General features: G+C 65.7%; 21 protein-coding genes. 16 read left to right on the top strand and 5 right to left on the bottom strand.

Annotated features, from left to right (window positions below; translation table 11 throughout):
• Window positions 1-34: 34 nt before the first annotated feature.
• The 5 genes from flhB to AB4Y34_RS25695 all read left to right on the top strand — a co-directional run bounded on the left by flhB (window position 35) and on the right by AB4Y34_RS25695 (window position 7,192).
• Complete coding sequence (gene flhB / locus AB4Y34_RS25715) at window positions 35-1,270, top strand: flagellar biosynthesis protein FlhB (protein ID WP_368717618.1); 1,236 nt, start codon at window positions 35-37, stop codon at window positions 1,268-1,270.
• Window positions 1,267-3,369, top strand: coding sequence for a flagellar biosynthesis protein FlhA (gene flhA / locus AB4Y34_RS25710; protein WP_368717617.1), 2,103 nt, complete (start codon window positions 1,267-1,269; stop codon window positions 3,367-3,369). The genes flhB and flhA overlap by 4 nt, the downstream gene beginning before the upstream one ends.
• A 249-nt stretch (window positions 3,370-3,618) precedes the next feature.
• Window positions 3,619-5,565 carry a flagellar biosynthesis protein FlhF gene (gene flhF, locus AB4Y34_RS25705; RefSeq protein ID WP_176380055.1) on the top strand — a complete coding sequence of 649 codons (1,947 nt, stop codon included), beginning with the start codon at window positions 3,619-3,621 and terminating at the stop codon, window positions 5,563-5,565.
• Entirely contained in the window at window positions 5,558-6,427 is an 870-nt protein-coding gene (locus tag AB4Y34_RS25700; RefSeq protein WP_176367758.1) for an AAA family ATPase, read from the top strand. Before flhF ends, AB4Y34_RS25700 begins: the two co-directional genes overlap by 8 nt.
• Before the next feature lie 30 nt (window positions 6,428-6,457).
• Window positions 6,458-7,192, top strand: coding sequence for an RNA polymerase sigma factor FliA (locus AB4Y34_RS25695; protein WP_013090888.1), 735 nt, complete (start codon window positions 6,458-6,460; stop codon window positions 7,190-7,192).
• A 94-nt stretch (window positions 7,193-7,286) separates the two neighbouring features.
• Here the strand turns inward: AB4Y34_RS25695 and AB4Y34_RS25690 are convergent, their stop codons facing one another.
• The 5 genes from AB4Y34_RS25690 to flgA all read right to left on the bottom strand — a co-directional run bounded on the left by AB4Y34_RS25690 (window position 7,287) and on the right by flgA (window position 10,682).
• Entirely contained in the window at window positions 7,287-7,697 is a 411-nt protein-coding gene (locus AB4Y34_RS25690) for a type II toxin-antitoxin system HicB family antitoxin (RefSeq protein ID WP_176380056.1), read from the bottom strand.
• Window positions 7,694-7,876, bottom strand: coding sequence for a type II toxin-antitoxin system HicA family toxin (locus AB4Y34_RS25685; protein ID WP_176380057.1), 183 nt, complete (start codon window positions 7,874-7,876; stop codon window positions 7,694-7,696). Before AB4Y34_RS25685 ends, AB4Y34_RS25690 begins: the two co-directional genes overlap by 4 nt.
• A 290-nt stretch (window positions 7,877-8,166) precedes the next feature.
• Complete coding sequence (locus AB4Y34_RS25680) at window positions 8,167-8,613, bottom strand: flagella synthesis protein FlgN (protein WP_176109983.1); 447 nt, start codon at window positions 8,611-8,613, stop codon at window positions 8,167-8,169.
• 94 nt (window positions 8,614-8,707) lie between these two features.
• Window positions 8,708-9,067 (bottom strand): flagellar biosynthesis anti-sigma factor FlgM, encoded by a 360-nt coding sequence (flgM, locus tag AB4Y34_RS25675; protein WP_368717616.1) that lies wholly within the window; start codon window positions 9,065-9,067, stop codon window positions 8,708-8,710.
• A 127-nt stretch (window positions 9,068-9,194) separates the two neighbouring features.
• Window positions 9,195-10,682: a flagellar basal body P-ring formation chaperone FlgA gene (gene flgA, locus AB4Y34_RS25670; RefSeq protein ID WP_368717615.1), complete on the bottom strand. Its 1,488-nt coding sequence runs from the start codon at window positions 10,680-10,682 to the stop codon at window positions 9,195-9,197.
• A 218-nt stretch (window positions 10,683-10,900) separates the two neighbouring features.
• Between flgA and flgB the strand changes: the two genes are divergently transcribed.
• From flgB to flgK, 11 genes are all read left to right on the top strand, one after another.
• Window positions 10,901-11,401, top strand: coding sequence for a flagellar basal body rod protein FlgB (gene flgB, locus AB4Y34_RS25665; protein ID WP_368598766.1), 501 nt, complete (start codon window positions 10,901-10,903; stop codon window positions 11,399-11,401).
• 128 nt (window positions 11,402-11,529) lie between these two features.
• The gene (gene flgC / locus AB4Y34_RS25660; protein WP_013090881.1) at window positions 11,530-11,955 is read left to right on the top strand and encodes a flagellar basal body rod protein FlgC; all 426 of its coding nucleotides are present in this window, start codon (window positions 11,530-11,532) and stop codon (window positions 11,953-11,955) included.
• Window positions 11,956-11,965: 10 nt separating this feature from the next.
• Window positions 11,966-12,676, top strand: a complete 711-nt coding sequence (locus tag AB4Y34_RS25655) for a flagellar hook assembly protein FlgD (protein WP_176109987.1) — start codon at window positions 11,966-11,968, stop codon at window positions 12,674-12,676.
• Between the two features lie 43 nt (window positions 12,677-12,719).
• The gene (locus AB4Y34_RS25650) at window positions 12,720-14,234 is read left to right on the top strand and encodes a flagellar hook protein FlgE (RefSeq protein ID WP_176380061.1); all 1,515 of its coding nucleotides are present in this window, start codon (window positions 12,720-12,722) and stop codon (window positions 14,232-14,234) included.
• Between the two features lie 17 nt (window positions 14,235-14,251).
• Window positions 14,252-15,010 (top strand): flagellar basal-body rod protein FlgF, encoded by a 759-nt coding sequence (flgF, locus tag AB4Y34_RS25645; protein WP_176124484.1) that lies wholly within the window; start codon window positions 14,252-14,254, stop codon window positions 15,008-15,010.
• Between the two features lie 54 nt (window positions 15,011-15,064).
• Window positions 15,065-15,853, top strand: a complete 789-nt coding sequence (flgG, locus tag AB4Y34_RS25640; RefSeq protein WP_176109990.1) for a flagellar basal-body rod protein FlgG — start codon at window positions 15,065-15,067, stop codon at window positions 15,851-15,853.
• A 29-nt stretch (window positions 15,854-15,882) separates the two neighbouring features.
• Window positions 15,883-16,581, top strand: coding sequence for a flagellar basal body L-ring protein FlgH (gene flgH / locus AB4Y34_RS25635; protein ID WP_176124629.1), 699 nt, complete (start codon window positions 15,883-15,885; stop codon window positions 16,579-16,581).
• Window positions 16,582-16,583: 2 nt separating this feature from the next.
• The gene (locus AB4Y34_RS25630; RefSeq protein WP_368717614.1) at window positions 16,584-17,753 is read left to right on the top strand and encodes a flagellar basal body P-ring protein FlgI; all 1,170 of its coding nucleotides are present in this window, start codon (window positions 16,584-16,586) and stop codon (window positions 17,751-17,753) included.
• Window positions 17,754-17,765: 12 nt separating this feature from the next.
• Window positions 17,766-18,782: a flagellar assembly peptidoglycan hydrolase FlgJ gene (flgJ, locus tag AB4Y34_RS25625; RefSeq protein WP_176380062.1), complete on the top strand. Its 1,017-nt coding sequence runs from the start codon at window positions 17,766-17,768 to the stop codon at window positions 18,780-18,782.
• Window positions 18,783-19,019: 237 nt separating this feature from the next.
• Window positions 19,020-19,793, top strand: a complete 774-nt coding sequence (locus AB4Y34_RS25620; RefSeq protein WP_176380063.1) for a flagellar brake protein — start codon at window positions 19,020-19,022, stop codon at window positions 19,791-19,793.
• A 227-nt stretch (window positions 19,794-20,020) separates the two neighbouring features.
• Entirely contained in the window at window positions 20,021-22,015 is a 1,995-nt protein-coding gene (gene flgK / locus AB4Y34_RS25615) for a flagellar hook-associated protein FlgK (RefSeq protein WP_368717613.1), read from the top strand.
• Window positions 22,016-22,019 lie beyond the last annotated feature (4 nt).

Here is a 22,019-nt window from a genome sequence, read left to right as displayed (position 1 = left end):
AGAGGCGCCGTGCCTCGGCCGACTGGAGAGCTTTGTGGCAGAGGACAGCGACCTCGAAAAAACCGAATCAGCCACCCCTCGGCGCCTGCAGAAGGCGCGCGAGGAGGGGCAGATCGTGCGTTCTCGGGAGCTGTCGACCTTCGCGCTGCTCGCGGCCGGGTTCTACGGTGTATGGGGCATGTCGGGCAACATCGGCGACCATCTGCAGAACATGGTGCGGGCGTCGCTGATGTTCAATCATGCGAGCGTGTTCGACACCAACCGCATGCTGATTGGCGCGGGCACTGCGGGTCGCGAAGGGCTGTACGCGCTCGTGCCGGTCCTCGGCGTCACCGGACTGGCCGCGCTGCTCGCACCAATGGCGCTGGGCGGCTGGCAGCTGTCGGCGAAGGGGCTCGAGCCCAAGTTCAACCGTCTCAACCCGATCGAGGGCTTCGGCCGCATGTTTTCGATCAACGGACCGATCCAGCTCGGCATGTCGCTCGCGAAGACGCTGGTGGTGGGCCTGATCGGCGGCACGGCGATCTGGAATCGCCACGAGGAATTTCTCGCGCTCGCGACGCAGCCGCTCGAAGTCGCGCTCGCCAACTCCATGCATCTGATCGCGGTGTGCTGCGGCATGACGGTGGCCGGCATGTTCGCGGTGGCCGCACTCGACGTGCCGTATCAGCTGTGGTCGTTCCACAAGAAGCTGCGCATGACGAAGGAAGAAGTGAAGCGCGAGCATCGCGAGAGCGAAGGCGATCCGCACATCAAGGGCAAGATTCGCCAGCAGCAGCGCGCGATCGCGCGGCGCCGCATGATGGCGCAAGTGCCGAAGGCCGACGTGGTCGTGACGAACCCGACGCACTTCGCGGTCGCGCTGCAATACACGGACGGCGAGATGCGCGCGCCGAAGGTGGTCGCCAAGGGCGTGAACCTCGTGGCCGTGCGGATTCGCGAGGTCGCCACCGAAAACAACGTGCCGCTGCTCGAAGCGCCGCCGCTCGCGCGGGCGCTTTATCACAACGTCGATCTGAATCGCGAGATTCCGGGGCCGCTCTATGGCGCGGTCGCCGAAGTGCTCGCATGGGTCTATCAGCTGCGCCGCTTCAAGGCCGAAGGCGGCGACGTGCCACTCGCGCCGACCGAACTCGACGTGCCGCCGGAACTCGACAAGGGCGGCGTGTCGGACCAGGACGCCGCCGAAGAAGCCGCCGACACGCTGAACCCGACCGCCGACAACGCCAACGATGCCACTAGCGGCGACAACAACGGAGCCTCCGCATGAACGCTCGCGCCGGTTTCCTCGCCCGACGGCCGGATGCGCTGAGCAGCACCAACCTGCGCGCCCTCGCCGGGCCGGTGCTGATCTGCATGATCCTCGGCATGATGATTCTGCCGTTGCCGCCGTTCCTGCTTGATCTGCTGTTCACGTTCAACATCGCGCTGTCGGTGATGGTGCTGCTCGTCAGCATGTACACGATGAAGCCGCTCGACTTCGCGGCGTTCCCGAGCGTGCTGCTGTTCTCGACGCTGCTGCGGCTGTCGCTGAACGTCGCCTCGACGCGGATCGTGCTGCTCGAAGGCCATACCGGTCCCGATGCGGCCGGCCAGGTGATCGAGTCGTTCGGCCACTTCCTCGTGGGCGGCAACTTCGCGGTCGGTATCGTCGTGTTCGTGATCCTGATGGTGATCAACTTCATGGTGATCACGAAGGGCGCGGGGCGGATCGCCGAAGTGTCCGCGCGCTTCACGCTCGACGCGATGCCCGGCAAGCAGATGGCGATCGACGCCGATCTGAACGCCGGCCTCATCAACGAAGAGCAGGCACGCAAGCGTCGCACGGAAATCTCGCAGGAAGCCGAGTTCTACGGCTCGATGGACGGTGCGAGCAAGTTCGTGCGCGGCGATGCGATCGCCGGTCTGCTGATCATGGTGATCAACATCATCGGCGGACTGATCGTCGGGATGGTCCAGCACGACATGAGCTTTGCCGCGGCGGGCAAGAACTACACCCTGCTGACGATCGGCGACGGCCTCGTCGCGCAGATTCCGTCGCTGGTGATTTCGACGGCGGCCGGCGTGATCGTGTCCCGCGTCGCGACCAACGAGGACATCGGCACGCAGCTGACCGGGCAGCTCTTCACGAACCCGCGCGTGCTGATGATCACGGGCTGCATTCTCGTGCTGATGGGCCTGATCCCGGGCATGCCGCACTTCGCTTTCCTGATCCTGGGCGGCGGCCTGATCCAGCTCGGCCGCACGATGAAGAAGCGCAACGAGGAGCGCAAGAACGCGCCGGCGCTCGTCGACGTCGCGCCGGCCGCGCTCGCGCCGGTCGAAAACGCCGAGGCGAGCTGGGACGACGTGACGATGATCGACACGCTCGGCCTCGAAGTCGGCTACCGGCTGATCCCGCTCGTCGACAAGAACTCGGACGGCGAGCTGCTCAAGCGCATCAAGAGCATCCGCAAGAAGTTCGCGCAGGAAATCGGCTTCTTGCCGCCGGTCATTCATATCCGCGACAACCTCGAATTGCGGCCGAACGGTTATCGGATCGCGTTGAAGGGCGTCGAGGTCGGTTCGGGCGAGGCGTACCCGGGCCAGTGGCTCGCGATCAACCCGGGCCAGGTATCGGCCGCGCTGCCGGGCACGCCGACCCAGGACCCGGCGTTCGGCCTGCCCGCGATCTGGATCGATACGAACCTGCGCGAGCAGGCGCAGGTATACGGCTACACGGTCGTCGATTCGAGCACGGTGGTCGCGACGCACCTGAATCACCTCGTCGTCACGCACGCGTCGGAGCTGCTCGGCCGCCGCGAGGTGCAGTCGCTGGTCGAGCGGATGCAGAAGGACACGGCGTCGCTGGTCGACGATCTGGTGCCGAAGATGCTGCCGCTCACCACGCTGCAAAAGGTGTTGCAGAACCTGCTCGAAGAAGGCGTGCCGATCCGCGACATGCGCACGATCCTCGAAGCGCTCGCCGAGCACGCGACCAAGATCACCGACCCGCACGACCTGACCGCCGCGGTGCGCCTCGCGCTGGGTCGCGCGATCACGCAGCAGTGGTTCCCCGGCACCGCCGACATGCAGGTGATGGGCCTCGACGCGAACCTCGAACGGGTGCTGTCGCAGGCGCTCTCGACCGGACCGAACCCGGGTCTCGAACCGGGTCTCGCGAACACGCTGCTTACCGAAACGCAGAAGGCGATGATGCGTCAGCAGAATCTCGGCCTCGCTCCGGTGCTGCTCGTGCAGCACGCGCTGCGGCCCATGCTCGCGCGCTTCCTGCGCCGCAGCCTGCCGCAGCTGAAGGTGCTGTCGTATGCGGAAGTGCCCGATACGCGCAACGTCAAGGTGGTGAACCTGATCGGCGCCCGGGGCTGACGCAGGCCGCTCGCTCGTGACTGTCGATACGACGAAAACCGGCGCTCCAATGGGGCGCCGGTTTTCGTTTGCACGCGCCTTTCAGCGCTCGTTGAACGATGCGTCCGCCGTGTGTCCATCGCGCGAATTGCCCGCCTTTAACGGTCTTTATCCATCGATCGTGGCCCGACGCGTTTCGCAATAATTGATCGCAATGGGAAGCGGTGTATTGCCGGTCCTTCAGTCCGTATACCTCATCGGGGGTCCAGCTTGAACATTCGTAAATTTGTCGGTGCTACCAGTCGCGATGCGTTGCGTCTCGTTCGCGAAGCACTTGGCCCCGATGCGGTCGTGCTGTCGAATCGCACGATGGACGACGGCAGCGTCGAAATCGTCGCGCTCGCGGATAGCGATCTCGCCGCCATCACGCCGAAAGCGCGCGAAGGCGCGGCATCGACGGCGGGGCCGCGCGGTTTGTCCACAGCGCCGATGAATCCATATGCGAGCGCCATGCCGGACGTGTTTTCGTCGGTGTTCGGCGCGAGCCCGGAAGCGGGTGCCGAAGCGATGCCGGCGATCGTGCCGGCGAATGCGGCCGCGGATTCGGTGGCCGGCTCGCCGAACAAGACGGCGCTCGATTCTGCGGTCGGCCAGGCGGTCGACATGCAGTCCGCGAGTGAAGCAGCGCCGGCCTCGTTGCCGGCCGGTTCGCAAGTTGGTCCGGCGATGCTGGCTGCGAGCGGCGCGTCCGCGGCCATCGCCACAGGCGCCGCGCCCGTCGCAAGCCAGCCCGCTTCCGCCGCGCCTTCCGGCGCGAGCGCCCGCGCCGCATCCACGCGCCTGTCGAAAGACATCCGCGCGGATCTGCTGAAAGCCGCCGGCGTGCCGGTACCGCCGGCCGTCGCATCGAGCGAGGCCGCCGCGCCGCGCACGATGGCCGAATCGAATCCGTGGCTCATCGATCACGCGCGCCGCATCGCGGCCGAGCAGCAGCAACAACAAGACGGCCAATACAGCGCGCGTCCCGCCGCCATGACACCCGCCGTCGCGACCGCCAAAGGCCTCGGCAACGCGGTCGACGCGCGGCCGGTGATGGACACGCCCGACTGGGCGCGCGAAGCCGCCGAAGTCGCCGCGCGCCGCAGCGCGCAGAAGATCGCGCCGGCGTCCTCCAGCGACGAGGGCCGCACGCCGGCCGCCGTCGCGGAAGCAATCAAGGGGCGCATGGAGCAGGTCGTCAGGGACACCGTGATGAACGAGCTGTCGTCGATCCGCGACATGATGGAAGAGCAATTCGCGGGTCTGCTGTGGGGCGATCGACAGCGCCGCAGTCCGGCACGCGCCGCACTCACCAAGCATCTGTTCGCCGCGGGCTTTTCCGCGCAGCTCGTGCAGATGCTGGTCGACAACATGCCCGAAGCCGTCGACACGATGGACGGCGGCATGGACTGGGTGCGCTCGGTGCTCGAATCGAACCTCCCGGTGATGGAGAACGAAGACGCGCTGATGGAGCGCGGCGGCGTGTTCGCGCTGATGGGGCCGACCGGCGTCGGCAAGACGACGACCACCGCGAAGCTCGCCGCGCGCTGCGTGATGCGCTTCGGCGCGAGCAAGGTAGCGCTGCTGACGACCGACAGCTACCGCATCGGCGGTCATGAACAGCTGCGCATCTTCGGCAAGATTCTCGGTGTTTCGGTGCACGCGGTGAAGGACAGCGCCGATCTGCAACTCGCGCTCTCGGAATTGCGCAACAAGCACATCGTGCTGATCGACACGATCGGCATGAGCCAGCGCGACCGCCTCGTGTCGGAGCAGATCGCGATGCTGAGTCGCGCCGGCCAGCCGGTGCAGCGTCTGTTGCTGCTCAACGCGACGAGCCACGGCGACACGTTGAACGAAGTCGTGCAGGCCTATCAGCGCGCGCCGGACCAGCAGCCGCTCGCCGGCTGCATCCTGACCAAGCTCGACGAAGCGACCAACCTCGGCGGCGTGCTGGATACGGTGATCCGCTACAAGCTGCCGGTGCATTACGTATCGACCGGACAGAAGGTGCCGGAGAACCTGTACGTCGCGACGAAGAAATTCCTGATCAAGAGCACCTTCTGCATTCCGCGCGACAACTCGCCGTTCGTGCCGCACGACGACGACATCCCCGCTTTGCTGTCCTCGCTTTCCGCACGTTCGACGGCCGAGCTGCACGAGGTTCGCTTTGGATAAGTTCGGTTCAGATCAAGCCGAAGGGTTACGGCGGCTGCTCGCGCGCGGCGGTGCGCGCGTGATCGCGTTGGCGGGTGCATCGTCGGGCGTCGGCAATACGACCGCGGCGGTCAACCTCGCCGCGGCGCTCGCGCAGCAGGGCAAGGACGTGCTGGTGATCGACGAATGCGTCGGTGAGAACTCGGTCAGCGCGATGCTTGGCGGCTTGCGCGGCGCCGGCAATTTCGCGGCGGTGATGCGCGGCGACACCCCGGTCGACTTCGCCGCCGCGCGTCACGCGCTCGGCTTTTCGGTGCTGGCCGCGTCGCGCAACAACCGCGAGGGGCACACGGAAGCCGAGCTCAGCGTGCTGCTCGGCGGCTCGGCCGACATCGTGCTGATCGACGCGCAGCTCGACGTCGAAGGGCATCTGTCGCCGCTCGCGAAGCAGGCGCACGACGTGATGATCGTCGCGCGCATGTCGGGCGAGGCGATCACCGACGCGTATGCGTGCATCAAGCGCTTGCACTACGCGCACGCGATCGCGCAGTTGCGCGTGCTCGCCAATCACGTGCAAAGCGCCAACGACGCGCAAGCCGCGTTCGCGAAGCTCGCCGGCGTGGCCGGCCGTTACCTGACCGTCGCGTTGGAATGCGCCGGCTGCATCGCGGCCGACGTGCGCATGGCGCGGGCGCTGGAGCTGTCGCGCTGTGTGGTCGACGCGTTTCCGTCGACACCGGCCGCGCGCGACTTCCGCCATCTCGCCGCCGAATTGCAGTACTGGCCGATGCGGCCAGCGATGTCGTCGCAAACGCCCTGGCGGGCGCCTGCGACAGTTACAGCGGCGCACCACGCCGACCAACCGTCCGCGCATCACGCTTAAAAGGCGTGCACGAAGGATAAGGGGAGCACGATGTACAACGCTCAGGGAAAGATTTCTCAGGCCGACGTTCTGACGAAGTACGCACCGCTCGTGCGTCGACTCGGTTTGCAGCTCGTCGCGAAAATGCCGGCGAGCGTCGATCTCGACGACCTGATCCAGGCCGGCATGATCGGCTTGCTGGACGCCGCCGGCCGCTATAAGGAAGACCAGGGCGCGCAGTTCGAGACCTATGCCAGCCAGCGGATTCGCGGCGCGATGCTCGACGAGCTGCGCAGCAACGACTGGTTGCCGCGCAGCCTGCGCCGCACCTCGCGCGAAGTGGAAACCGCGGTGCACAAGGTGGAGCAGAACCTCGGCCGCTCGGCGAGCGAGGCGGAGGTCGCCGAGCACCTGCAGATGCCGCTCGACGAATATCAGTCGATGCTGCAAGACCTGCACGGCAGCCAACTGATCTACTACGAAGACTTCGACCGCTCCGCCGACGATGAACCTTTTCTGGACCGCTACTGCGTCGATCATTCCGATCCGCTGTCGGCGCTGCTCGACGACAGCTTGCGCTCAGCGCTCATCGAAGCGATCGACCGCTTGCCGGAGCGTGAGAAGCTGCTGATGTCGCTCTACTACGAGCGCGGCATGAATCTGCGCGAGATCGGCGCGGTGATGGAAGTCAGCGAATCGCGCGTATGCCAGTTGCACAGCCAGGCGGTGGCACGCCTGCGCGCCCGGCTGCGCGAAATGGCCTGGGCGAACGCCGAAACGAACTGACGCCACCGCGGGGCAGGCCGCCGATCTTCAAGCGCTGCCGTTCACATGCGGCGGTGCGGCGATGCCGATGCACGCCGGTGCCGCCCGCCGTTGCTCAAGCGTCCGCCATCTCATGCTCGGCGGCGAGCGCGAGAAACGCCGAGCGCGACATGCCGCGCGCCTGTGCATACGCGTCGATCTCCTGCACCAGCACCTCAGGCAGCGAGATATTGATGCGAACCGCCTTCTTCAACGCCGGAATATTGCGCGTTGTCACGAAACCCCATGTGAACCCCTCGAACTCGGGATTGCGCCGATGCTCGCCGAGCGTGAGCGGCTCGGGCAGCGGCAACCCTTCGTCGAGCAAGGTTTCGAGATGCGATTCGATTGCTTCCTTCGCGTTCGCATACGCTTCTTCGAGCGTGTCGCCCGCGGAGTAGCAGCCCGGGATATCGGGCACCACGACGCCGAACGCGTGCGTGTTGTCTCCGGGTTCGATGGCGATCGGAAAGATCAGATGCTTCATTTGAGCCCCGTCTGTTTCAGAATGCTGTTCAGGGTGCCGGCCGGCAAATCTTTTTTCGGATGGGGGACGGTGACGAGCCCCCGTTTTCCCGCGTGCCTGAAATGATGGTGACTGCCCGCTATGCGGACGAGCTGCCAGCCATTTGCTTGAATCAATTTGACGACCTCGGCACTGTTCATACATCACACCCTCCATTATACACACGCATACACAATCCAGCCAGCAAACAAGATTTCGCCTGTCGATGCGCGGCCCCGTCGAAGTCGCGGCGTCAGTGAAACCTTGAACGAAGTCATCATTTCAACGTGATGAGGTGGATTAGCGCCAGCTAGCCGAACGGCTAACGCGGCGTGGAATGCGGAGGGACGTGGATGAAAAAGCTGTGGCGAAAAATGAAAAGGCCCGTCGTCGACGGGCCCGTTCATTCATTTCGGATATTGCTGGATTGCGGGCCAGACAGGCGGGCCGATCAAAGTCCCGAATAAGCCGGAATTCGTCCGTCCGGCCCATACAGATTCGTCTTGCGCGGCACGTTGACTTGCAGCGCTTTTAGCGCGCGCTGGTTGTAGTCCATCCGCACGCGGATCAGCTCGCCGTTGTTGGTGTTGACGCGCCGAGCGCGATCCGCGGCTTTCTGCAGCAGCTTCCATTGCGTCGCGACGCGCGCGTCGGTGCTCGCCGCGAGTTCCATGCCGGACCAACCGGTCGGAAAGCCGAGTTCGGTCAGATGCGCATCACGCGCGGCTTCGAGCCTCGCGAGCACGCCGATGAGTTCGGTTTTCTTCTCGACGATCGCTGGCAACTGCTCCATTGGCGAGACCGCCGTCAGTGCTTTGGTTTCGAGAGTGAGGATCGAGGCGAATGCCTCGACGGTCGAATATTCTTCGATCAGGGTAGCAACCAGGGCGTCTTTCATGTCAACAACTCGCTACGCACACCGGCTCGCGAACGACGCGCGAACCGCGTTGGTCGAACGCCGCCCGGCAGGTCACCGCGCGGCGCAATGCCGATCAGTGGCCGGTCGACGAGGTTTTGTCCCGCAACAGATCGCGCGCCGTCTGCAGTACGCCGTCGGCGATCTTGCCGGAGTCGATCTGCAGCGTGCCGTCCTTGATCGCCTGCTTGATCGACTCGACGTGCGCGGTGTCGATGTCGGCCGAGCCGGAGGCCGCGAGGCTGCGCAGATGCTGCGACAGACCCGACAGGCTGACGCTCGTGTCGCCCGACGCGCTGCTCGGGGCCGGCGCGGCCGTGCCAGTCGCGCCCTGCGTGGCGCTGGATGCCGGCGTGGCTTCACCGCTCTGCTGCGAACGGGACAAAGCGTCTTTCAACGACGGCAGATTCGAAGAGGTGGTGGGATCGACTTTCACGATTGGCTTCCCTTACGATTTGATCCTGATAACGGCAACTGCTGATCAAAACTTTAGCGCAATCGCTCGACCCCGGCCCGCCGGCGGGCGGCCATCTGCCCCTTTCAATATCCGTTTGTCATTCCGCTCACATCTGGATCTCGACCGTACCGCCGTCCTTGACGATGCCGGAGATGATCTGGCCGTTTGCGGTCTTCACACGCACCTGCTGGCCCGGCGACGCGCTGTTCATCGCGCTGCCCTCGGACGAAATCGAGAACCCGTCGCCGGCCGCGACGACCCGCACGGTCTGGCCGAACACCACCGCCGACGCGCTCTTCAGCATGTCGCGGCGCAGCGGCATGCCGCCCGAGATCCGCACTAGCGAGACCGAACCGACCGCCTGCGACGAGTCGGTGACGATCGCCTGCGGCAGGCCGGTCAGGTCGCCTTCGCGCGCGACGAGGTCGGCGGCCGTGAGCACTTCGCCCGGCGCCATCGCGCGGGCGGCGAGGTAGTAGGTTGCATGCAGCGAGATGCGCGCCTGCAGATAGATGGTCCACGGCCGCTCGCCCGCGCAGCGCACACCGACAGTGAGCCGCCCCCACAAGCGTGCGCCGCTCGGCATGAACGGTTCGAGCGACGTGCACGCGGCGAGGCCGCGCGGAAACGCGGACGCGACCGTGATGTCGGCCTTGCCGGGCAGGCCGACGGCCTGCTGTTTCAGGAACGCGAGCGCGGCTGCGTGAATCGCTTCCGGGTCCTGCTGGCCTGGCAGCGGCGCGGGTTGGGCGGGCGTCGCGGCGGCAGCGGTCTGCGGCGTTCTCTGTGCGACGGCGGTGGCGGTGTTGGCAACTGGTTGGCGCGCCCCGGGCGACGTCGCGGGCACTTTCACACTGGGCAGACGCGGCGGCTGTGCGGCAGCCGCCGCGAGCGGCTTACCATTCGCGCCGAACTCGGGTGGCTCGCCGCGAGCCGCGAGACTGTCGAAGCCATCGCTTTGCGATGCATTTGCGGCGACCGCGGGCGAATTCGCGGCGCCGGCGGCCGCGCCCGCTTCGACATTGACGCGCGCGACGCCCGATGCTCCCGTGCTGGCCGCCGGCGGAATCGTGACGACGCCGTTGGCGTCCGGTTTGAAGTTGGTGCGGATGATGGCCGGCGCGGCGGCTGCGGGCTCGCCCGCGCCCGGAATGACGATCGCGCCGCTTACGCTCGCCGCACGCCCGAAGGTATCGGTGTCGCGCGACGCCGATGCGCGGCCGAGCGACTGCGCGGTCGCCGCCGCGAGCGACGCCGCCGACGCGCTGCGCTGTGCTGGCGTCTGAATCCGCTGCGCAAGATCGTTCAGCGCGGCGGGGTTTTTCTCGGCGGGCCCTGGAATCACGATCGGGCCACCCGCGTCCTGCGCCTTGGTCGTAGCCGGCAGCAACACGATGCCGCCCGCAACCCATACGGCGACGTTGATCACCACCCGCGTCAGGCAACGCGCCACGCACCGCGAGATAGAGCGCGGCAGCGGTTGCGCGAGCACGCCCTCCGAACCATCGACACGCTCATCGGCCCCGCCGCCACCCGCGCGACGCCTCGTCGTGCCGCCCGCAAGCTGCGGCAAGGGGTTGGTGGGCTGGTCCATCGCGGGTCTCCATCGAATGCATCGGTACGCCTTGCATTCTAGTGAGCACCCCTTTCGCGCAAACGTTGAATAGAAGCCCCCTTTCCCGGTTATTCGTCCGATTGCCGCTTGCGCCCGGCCAATAAGATGCATCACATGCAAAAAGGCCTTTGCACCCACTGCGTGTCTTTCACGATGCGCACACGGGACGGCCTTGGAAACGTTCTCGGGAGATTCCGATGCTGGACAAACTCGATGCCGAATTCGCGTTCGGCCGGCAGGCGATGGATGTGCGCGCATACCGGCAGGAACTGTTGTCGTCGAATATCGCGAACGCCGACACGCCCGGCTATAAGGCGCGCGATATCGACTTCGCGTCGTCGCTCGCCGGCGCGCTGAAGAAGACGGGCGGCAGCACCGCCGGGCAGGGCGCATCGAACAACTCGACGCTCGCGATGGCGCAGCCCGCCGGTGTGACGAGCGGCATGTCGATGAACACGACCGAGGCCGGCCACATGAGCGGCAAGGCCAGGCTGAGCGCGACGGGCGGCAGCCCGGACGACTACGGCAACCTGCAATACCGCATGCCGCTGCAACCGGCGCTCGACGGCAACACGGTCGACGTAGACGTCGAGCGTGTGCAGTTCGCCGACAACACGGTGCACTTCCAGTCGGGTATGACGGTCGTGTCGAGCCAGATCAAGACGATGCTGTCGGCGATCACGTCGGGCTCGTCGTAAGCCGGGCACGAGTACGCCGCGCGAGCAGGGCGCATAGCGGCTGAACACAGGCAGCATGCACGCACGAACAGAAACGCTACGGGACTTAACGTGAAGCCGGTGCGAACCGGCAGGAGAGGTCAGGAAACATGCCATCCCTGATGAATATTTTTGGTGTCGCGGGTTCCGCGATGTCGGCGCAGTCGGAGCGGCTCAACGTGACGGCGTCGAACCTCGCCAACGCGGACAGTACGACGGGCCCCGACGGCCAGCCGTACAAGGCCAAGCAGGTCATATTCGCGGTGAACCCGATCGGCGGCGCGCGCACGCGCTCCGGCCAGCAGGTCGGCGGCGTGCGGGTGACCGGCGTGGTCGACGATCCGTCGCCGATGAAGACCGCGTACGACCCCGGCAATCCGGCCGCCGACGCGAACGGCTACGTGACGCTGCCCAACGTCGACCCGGTGCAGGAGATGGTCAACATGATCTCGGCCTCGCGCTCGTACCAGGCCAACGTCGAAACGCTGAACACGGCCAAAACCCTGATGCTGAAAACGCTCACGATCGGAACCTGAGGAGAGAGTCTTGACCACCAACACCACGATCGGCAGCAACGGCACGACCGTTTCGCAGACGCTGCTCGACACGATGAACGGCACGAGCAGCACGAGCTCGACGAGCGGCACCTCGGGCACTTCGGCCTCGGACCTGCAGAACACCTTCCTGCAACTGCTCGTCGCGCAGCTGAAGAACCAGGACCCGACCAATCCGATGGACAGCTCGCAGATGACCTCGCAGCTTGCCCAGATCAGCACGGTGCAGGGCATCAGCAACCTCAATACCTCGCTGACCTCGCTGTCGACGCAGCTGTCGGCCAGCCAGCAGGCGCAGTCCGCGCTGCTGATCGGCTCGACCGTGCTCGCACCGGGCAACTCGGTCACCGTGTCGAGCGGCAAGGCGAACGAGTTCGGCGTCACGCTCGCGAATGCCGTCAGCGACCTGCAGATCGTCGTGAAGAACTCGGCCGGCACGATCGTCAACACGCTGGATCTCGGCAAGCAGTCAGCCGGCACGATTCCGGTTGGCTGGACGCCGACCGACTCGGCAGGCAACACGCTGCCCGACGGCACCTACACGATTAGCGCGACCGGCACGATCAATGGCCAGCAGGCGACGGCCACCACGCTCACCAGCGCGACGGTCCAAAGCATCGTCCAGCAGAGCAGCGGCACGCCGGGCCTCGTGCTGTCGAACGGCACGACGGTCGGCCTGACCAGCGTCGCCGCGATCCTGTAGTCCGGATCCATCCAGTTACGACTTTCCAGATACGGAGTACGTCATGAGTTATCAAACAGGTTTGAGCGGGCTGTCGGCGTCGTCGAGCGATCTCGACGTGATCGGCAACAACATCGCCAACGCCAACACCGTCGGCTTCAAGAGCGGCACCGCGGAATTCGCCGACATGTACGCCAATTCAGTCGCGACCGCGACGAGCCAGCAGATCGGCATCGGTACGAAGCTCTCCGAAGTGCAGCAGCAGTTCTCGCAAGGCACGATCACGACGACGAATCAGGCGCTGAACGTCGCGATCAACGGTAACGGCTTCTACCAGCTGTCGGACAACGGCACGCTGGTCTATTCGCGCAACGGCGTGTTCCAGCTCGACAAGAACGGCTTCATCACGAACGCGCAGGGCTTGCAGCTGATGGGCTACGCGGCCAGTAGCTCGGGCATCATCAACACCGCGCAGACCGTGCCGCTGACCGTGCCGACCGCGAACATCGCGCCGCAGGCGACCACCTCGATCACCGCGGGCCTGAACCTGAACGCGCAGGGCGACATCATGCTCGGCGCGCCGATCGTGACGCCCGGCGCCACGAACTCTAAACCAGGGGTGAGCACGACCGGCGCGACGATTACTGACGCGAGCGCGGGCACCAACACGGACACGTACACGATTAACTTCACCGACGCTACCCACTACACGGTCACGGTCGGGGCCGGCACGCCCGGCGCCGCGCAGCCCTTCACTGCGGGCACCGCGATCACGCTCGGCAACGGCGAGAGCATCACTTTCAGCGGCACGCCGACTGCGGGTGACAGCTATACAGTTGCGCCGAACCCAACCACGTTCAACCAGGCCAGCTCGACGACCTACAACTACTCGACGAGCACGACCGTCTACGATACGCTCGGCGGCTCCCAGACCGTCAACATGTATTTCGCGAAGACGGGCTCGGGCACGTGGAACGTGTACGCGGGCCCGTCGAACGGCACCGCGACGCTGATCGGCACGGCGAACTTCAATTCGTCGGGCACGCTGGTCAGCACGACCGACGCGACGACCGGCCTCGCCACCGCGACGCTCGGCGCGTTCACCATGTCGCTGCCGAACACCGACGGTTCGAGCACGCCGCAGAGCGTCACGCTGAACATGGCCGGCACCACGCAGTACGGCGGCAAGAACGGCGTGAACAGCCTGTCCACCAACGGCTACGCGGCGGGCCAGCTGACCAGCTTCACGGTTGGCTCTGACGGCACGCTGACCGGCAACTACTCGAACGGCCAGACCGCGGCGCTCGGCCAGATCGTGCTCGCGAACTTCGCGAACCAGAATGGCCTCGTCAACCTCGGCAACAACGAGTACGGCCAGACGTCGGCCTCCGGCGTCGCGCAGATCTCGACGCCGGGCTCGACCAATCACGGTGTGCTGCAAGGCGGCGCGGTCGAGAACTCGAACGTCGATCTGACGAGCGAGCTGGTCAACCTGATCACCGCGCAGCGCAACTATCAGGCGAACGCGCAGACGATCAAGACCCAGCAGGCCGTCGACCAGACCCTGATCAACCTGTAAGCCAACGGGACCTCTTCATGGATCGGCTGATCTACACCGCGATGTCGGGCAGCGCGCAAGCGCTCGAACAGCAGGCGATCGTCGCGAACAACCTCGCGAACGCGTCGACCACGGGCTTTCGCGCGCAGCTCGAAACCTACCGCGCCGTGCCGATGTCGTTCGGCGACGGCAGCACGATCAACGACAACACGACCCGCACCTTCGTGCTGTCGTCGACACCGGGCGCCGACTACACGCCGGGGCCGATCCAGCAGACCGGCAATCCGCTCGACGTCGCGATTCAGGGGGCCGGCTGGCTGTCGGTGCAGACCGCCGACGGCAACGAGGCCTACACGCGTGCGGGCAATCTGCACATCGACGAAAACGGCCAGCTCGTGAACGCGACCAATCAGGTCGTGCTCGGCAACGGCGGGCCGGTATCGGTGCCGCCGGGCGCGCAGATCACGATCGGCAAGGATGGGACGGTGTCGGCATTGACGCCCGGCGATCCGCCCACCGCGGTCGTCACCATCGATCAGCTGAAGCTCGTCAATCCCGATCCGCAGTCGATCACGCGCGGCGATGACGGACTGTTCCGCACCGCCGACGGCAACCCCGCCGACGCCGATCCGACCGTAATGCTCGCGCCGGCGTCGCTCGAAGGCAGCAACGTGAATCCGGTCAGCGCGATGGTCTCGATGATCACCAACGCGCGCCAGTTCCAGATGCAGACGCAGTTGCTGCAAAACGCCGACAAGAACGATCAGTCCGCCAACCAGATTCTCAGCTTCAGTTAACGGATTGCCACGGGGCGCCCTACGAGGCTCGCCCCGAGACCAGGAGAACCATAAGTGAACCGCTCACTCTATATCGCCGCGACCGGCATGAACGCGCAACAGGCGCAGATGGACGTGATTTCGAACAACCTCGCGAACGTCAGCACCAACGGCTTCAAGGGCTCGCGCGCGGTGTTCGAGGATCTGCTGTACCAGACCATCCGCCAGCCGGGCGCGAACTCGACGCAGCAAACCGAGCTGCCGTCCGGCATTCAGCTCGGCACCGGCGTGCAACAGGTCGCGACCGAGCGTCTGTACACGCAGGGCAACCTGCAGCAGACCGGCAACTCGAAGGACGTCGCGATCAACGGCGCGGGCTTCTTCCAGGTGCAGATGCCCGACGGCCAGACTGCCTACACGCGCGACGGCTCGTTCCAGACCAATGCGCAGGGTCAGCTCGTCACGTCGAGCGGCTACCAGGTGATACCGGCGATCACGATCCCGAGCAATGCGACCTCGCTGACGATCGGCAGCGACGGCGCGGTGTCGATCACCGTGGCCGGCTCGAGCAATACGCAGCAGCTCGGCACGATGCAGCTCGCGACCTTCATCAACCCGGCCGGCCTCGACTCGAAGGGCGAGAACCTGTTCGCGGAGACGGCTTCGTCGGGCGCGCCGAACGTGGCGCAACCGGGTCTGAACGGCGCGGGCACGCTCAACCAGGGTTACGTGGAAGCGTCGAACGTGAACGTCGTGCAGGAGCTGGTGAACATGATTCAGACGCAGCGCGCGTACGAAATCAACAGCAAGGCCGTGACGACCTCCGACCAGATGCTGCAGACCTTGAGCCAGATGCCGGTTTGAGGACTGGAAATTTAAGGCGGTAAACGATGATGTCGCATTCCACTCGCACTCCGGTTCATTCGCGCACGGCCGTGGCGCTCGTGCAGCTCACGCTGCTCGCCGCGCTCGGCGGCTGCGCGCTCGTGCCGAAGCAACCGATCATCCAGCAGCCGATGACCGCGCTGCCGCCGGTGCCGCCGCAGGCGCAGGCGCCGGGCTCGATTTACAACCCGGGCTTCGCGGGCCGTCCGCTCTTCGAAGATCAGCGGCCGCGCAACGTGGGCGACATCATCACGATCGTGATCGCCGAGAACATCAACGCGACCAAGAACTCGGGCGCGAATGCGAGTCGCAATGGCAGCACGAACTTCAACGTGCCGACCGCGGGCTTCCTCGGCGGACTGTTCGCCAAGACCAACCTGAGCGCGACCGGCACCAACGGCTTTGCCGGCACCGGCGGCGCGAATGCGTCGAATACCTTCAACGGCACGATCACCGTGACCGTGACCGGCGTGCAGGCAAACGGCAACCTGATCGTGAGCGGTGAGAAGCAGATGCTGATCAATCAGGGCAACGAGTTCGTGCGCTTCTCGGGTGTCGTCAATCCCAACACGATTTCCAGCCTGAATGCCGTGTACTCGACCCAGGTCGCCGACGCGAAAATCGAATACTCCGCGAAGGGCTACATCAACGAAGCGGAGACCATGGGCTGGCTGCAGCGGTTCTTCCTCAACGTGGCGCCGTGGTGATCATGGGTACTGTTTTCAACTCGCTGTCGCGCGCGGGGCGCGCACTGATGTTCGTCGCGCTCGCCTGCGCGGCGCTGCCGGCCGCGACGCCCGCGCATGCCGAGCGCCTGAAGGACCTCGCGCAGATCCAGGGCGTGCGCGACAACCCGCTGATCGGCTACGGCCTCGTGGTCGGCCTCGACGGCACCGGCGACCAGACCACGCAGACGCCGTTCACGACGCAGACGCTCGCGAATATGCTCGCGAACCTCGGCATCTCGATCAACAACCAGGCGGCGGGCTCGAGCAACTCGCAATCGTCGCTGTCGAACATCCAGTTGAAGAACGTCGCCGCCGTGATGGTGACCGCGGTGCTGCCGCCGTTCGCGCGGCCGGGCGAAGCGATCGACATCACCGTGTCGTCGCTCGGCAATGCGAAGAGCCTGCGCGGCGGCACGCTGCTGCTCACGCCGCTCAAGGGCGCCGACGGCCAGGTGTATGCGCTCGGCCAGGGCAACGTCGCCGTGGGCGGCGCGGGCGCGAGCGCGAACGGCAGCAAGGTGCAGGTCAATCAGCTGGCCGCGGGGCGCGTCACCGGCGGCGCGATCGTCGAGCGCGCGGTGCCGACCGCGGTGTCGCAGGCGGGCATGATGCAGCTCGACCTGAACGACATGGACTACGACACCACGCAGCGCGTCGTCGCGGCGATCGACAGCGCGTTCGGCAGCGGCACCGCGACCGCGCTCGACGGCCGCACGATCCAGCTGCGCGCGCCGGCCGATCCGCAGCAGCAGGTCTCGTTCATGGCGCAATTGCAGAACCTCGAAGTGCGCCCCGGGCAGGCGGCCGCGAAGGTGATCCTGAACGCGCGCACCGGCTCGATCGTGATGAACCAGATGGTCACGCTGCAGAGCTGCGCGGTCGCGCACGGCAATCTGTCGGTCGTAATCAACACGCAGCCGGTGGTGAGCCAGCCGGGCGCGTTCTCGAACGGCCGCACCGTGGTCGCGCAGCAGTCGCAGATCCAGATGAAGCAGGACAACGGCGCGCTGAAACTCGTGAATGCCGGAGCGAACCTCGCCGAAGTGGTGAAGGCGCTCAACGCGCTCGGCGCGACGCCCGCGGATCTGATGTCGATCCTGCAAGCCATGAAAGCAGCCGGTGCCTTGCGCGCCGACCTTGAAATCATCTAAGGAGCACACGAGATGAATTCCGATCCGACCAATGGCGTCAACTCCGCCGGCGACCTGACCAGCCGGTTCGCGCTCGACGTCCAGGGCTTCGGCGCACTGAGCGCGCAGGCGAAGGCCTCGCCGCAAGCCGGTATGAAGATGGCCGCACAGCAGTTCGACGCCGTGTTCACGCAGATGATGTTGAAGAGCATGCGCGATGCGACGCCGCAGGACAGTCCGTTCGATTCCCACGACACGGCGACATTTACGTCGATGATGGACCAGCAGATGGCGCAACAGCTGTCGAAGCGAGGCATCGGCGTCGCCGACGCGATGCTCAAGCAGTTGATGCGCAACCAGGGCATGCAGGTGGGTGGCGCGAACGGCGCGGGCGCGGCGGGCGGTCTCGCCGGCATGGCCAACGCGCTCGGCGGCGGCAGCGGCGGCAGCGGCGGCGGCGACGAAGGCCAGAGCGCCGCGCTCAACGCGCTCGCGCGCGCCTACGGCAACGCCCAGGCCAACGGCCAGCTCGCGCTGGGCCGCGGCTATTCGGCCAATAGCGCGCTGACGCCGCCGACGCGCGGCGACGGCAGCTCGCCGAAGGTCGATGCGTTCGTCGACAAGCTCGCCGCGCCGGCGCAGGCCGCGAGCGCGGCGACCGGCATTCCGGCGCGCTTCATCATTGGTCAGGCCGCGCTCGAATCGGGCTGGGGCAAGAGCGAGATCAAGAAGGCCGACGGCTCGACCAGCCACAACGTGTTCGGCATCAAGGCGGGCAACGACTGGACCGGCAAGACCGTGTCGACGGTCACGACCGAATACGTGAACGGCAAGCCGCATCGCACGGTCGAGAAATTCCGCGCTTACGACTCGTACGAGGAAGCGATGACCGATTACGCGAGCCTGTTGAAGAACAATCCGCGTTATGCCCAGGTGATCAATTCGTCGCGCGACGTGAACGGTTTTGCGAACGGCATGCAGCGCGCCGGTTATGCGACCGACCCGCATTACGCGAAAAAGCTGCTGTCGATCATGCAGAAAATGGGCTGATCGAACGCGGGAAATGGGGCGGATACGCTTTTAACGTTTGCGCGACATTTTCCGGCGAATATTTAAATTGAGCCCCTAAATTTTGGCTCGATGCTGCCGCTAACGAGTTAGACCCGATACCGGAACAGCGCTGCAAGGTCCGGTCGAACGCGTGTGTTGCGGCTTTGCATGAAGACCCTCAGAGTCGATGGCTAGGCCCTGGCACGTGCCCGCAAGAACATGCTTACCGGCAAGCCCATGGATATGAACCAGTCGAACGGCCTGATTGACACGAACGGTCAGCCGCACGTCCCGCAAGACGAGAGCCCTTCCGATTTCGGCCGCCGCAATCCGCTGGAAATCGGCGTGCAGCTGCGCAATATCGTCAATCGCGGCGATTTCCTCACGGTCGAATATGCGGGCGGGCAGCTCGTCACGCGCCTGCTCGACGTCGACGTGCGCGAGCGCACTTTCACCTTCGATTGGGGCGCGCTCGCCGAGCAGAACAAGGGGCTGCTCAGCGCCCCGCGTTGCCAGTTCCACGCGTCGCCCGACGGTGTGCGCGTCGAGTTCACGACGCCGACGCCGCGCGAGACGCGCTTCGAGGGAATGCCGGCGTTCGAGGCCGACTTCCCCGAGGTGCTGTTCTACGTGCAGCGCCGCGAGTACTTCCGCGTCGCCGCGCCGATTCTCGACCCGTTCATGTGTACGGGCCGGCTGCCCGACGGCGACACGTTCCGCTTCGAAGTGCACGACCTGTCGCTCGGCGGCGTCGGCATGCGCACGTCCGACCTGCGTGTCGCCGAGCTGCCGATGGGCGCCCGCCTGATGGACTGCGAGCTCACGCTCGGCGCGCTCGGCCGTCTGTCGCTCGATCTGCAGCTCGTGTCGCATCGCTCGCTCGCGATGCCGAATGGCACGCAGCGCTATCAGCTCGGCTTCCGTTTCCTGTCGCTGCCCGGCAGCGCGGAAAACACGCTGCAGCGGCTGATCACGCAGCTCGAAATGAAGCGCCGCTCGCTGGCGCGCTGAGTCGCGAACCAAACGCGCGGCGGCCGTGCGCGAGACGCGCGGCACCGCGCGAACGTTTTCGGCCGGCGAAGCAAACGTTGCACAAGCAGTGGACGCAATCGCGCGGCAACATCGCGGCGAGCGCAAACGAGGTGGAATGGCCCTCAATTTTTCGCACCACGGGCCGTTAAAGAGGATGTTCCACTAACACGGTGGCATGTCTGCGATGCCGCCCTTCAGGATGACGCATGTCCAGCAATCTGTTGAATATCGGCCTTAGCGGACTCAACGCGGCCCAATGGGGTTTGACGACGACTGGTGAGAACATCAGCAACGCGTCGACGCCCGGCTATACGATGGAAACTCCGGTGTATTCGGAGGTGGGCGGCAACTATACGGGCTCCGGCTACATGCCGATGGGCGTGTCCACCGACACCATCACGCGCGCGTATAGCCAGTACCTGACGACCGAGCTCAACACCGCGCAATCGTGGAGCAGCTCGCTCAGCACGTACAACACGATGATCAGCCAGCTCAACAACCTCGTCGGCAGTCCGACTGGGGGGATTGCGAGCGCGATCAGCGGTTACTTCACGGGGCTGCAGAACGTCGCCAACGACGCGTCGAGCGTGGCGACGAGACAAACCGCGATCAGCGACGCACAGACGCTCGCGAACCAGATCAATGCGGCTGGCCAGCAATACGACCAGTTGCGCGCGAGCGTCAACACGCAGATGAGCGACGCGGTCACGAAGATCAACACCTTCACGGCGCAGATCGCGTCGCTGAATACGCAGATCACGCAGGCGAGCAGCCAGGGCCAACCGCCGAACCAGCTGCTCGACCAACGCGACCTGGCGGTGTCGAACCTGTCGCAGCTGATTGGCGTGTCGGTCGTGCAGGACAACGGCAGCTATAGCCTGTTCATGTCGAACGGACAGCCGCTCGTGCTGGCCGGCAACAGCTTCAACCTCGGCACGGCGACTTCGTCGGCCGATCCGACCGAGCTGTCGGTCCAGTATCTCGGCCAGGTTGGCGCGAAGCCGACCCCCACTCCGCAGACGCTGTCCGACAGCAGCGTGTCCGGCGGCACGCTGGGCGGCCTGCTGCAATTCCGCTCACAAACGCTCGATCCGGCCGAGGCGCAACTCGGTGCGATCGCGACCAGCTTCGCCGCGCAGGTCAATGCGCAGAACGAACTTGGCCTGACGCTGAACGGCACCGCGGGCGGCGCGCTGTTCACCGTCGGCTCGCCGACCGTGTACGCGAACTCGCAGAACAGCGGCACCGCGACGCTCGGCGTCTCGTTCGCCGACGCGAGCCAGCCGACCACGGGCGACTACACGCTGTCGTACAACGGCAGCGCCTACACGCTGACCGACAACCAGACCGGCAGCATCGTCGGCTCGGCGGCGGACCTGACCAAGCCGATCGGCGGCCTGCAGTTCTCGGTCGCGAGCGGCACGATGAACGCCGGCGACTCGTTCACTGTCGAGCCGACCCGCGGCGCGCTGAACGGCTTCGCGCTGACCACCACGGCGGGCTCGGCGATCGCGGCCGCGGCGCCGGTGCTCGCGTCGGCGTCGACGTCGAACACCGGCAGCGCGACGATCACGCAAGGTACGGTATCGGCCGGCTACAGCGCGCCGACCAGCGCGTCGAAGATCATCTACACCGCGGGCACCGGGCTCACCGGTTTCCCGATCGGCTCGGTGGTGACGGTCGCGGGCTCGCCGTCCTCGTCGTACACGATCAACACGGCGGCGGACGCAGTGCCGTACTCGCCGAATTCGGGCGCGACGCTGACCATCACCAACCCGACCAACTCGACGAACGCGGGCGTGATGAACAACGTGACGGTCACGATCAGCGGCACGCCAGCCAACGGCGACTCGTTCACGATCGGACCGAACACCGGCGCGACCAACGACGGCCGCAACGCGCAGCTGCTGTCGAACCTGACCTCGGCGAAGGTGCTGGCAGGAGGCACCGCGACCCTGACGAGCGCGTACGCGAGCTACGTCAACAACATCGGCAACCAGGCCACGCAGATCCAGGCGATGGCGACGACGCAAAGCTCGCTCGTCACGCAGATCACGTCGGCGCAGCAGTCGGTGTCGGGCGTCAATATCAATGAGGAAGCGGCTAACCTGCTTCAATACCAGCAGCTCTATCAGGCCAACAGCAAGGTCATCCAGACCGCGCAGACGCTGTTCCAGACTTTGCTTGGCATCTTCTCGTAAGGCG

The sequence above is a fragment of the Paraburkholderia sp. BR10954 genome (assembly GCF_040965775.1).
GTDB lineage: Bacteria > Pseudomonadota > Gammaproteobacteria > Burkholderiales > Burkholderiaceae > Paraburkholderia > Paraburkholderia youngii.
This window is presented reverse-complemented; position numbering and strand designations above follow the sequence as displayed.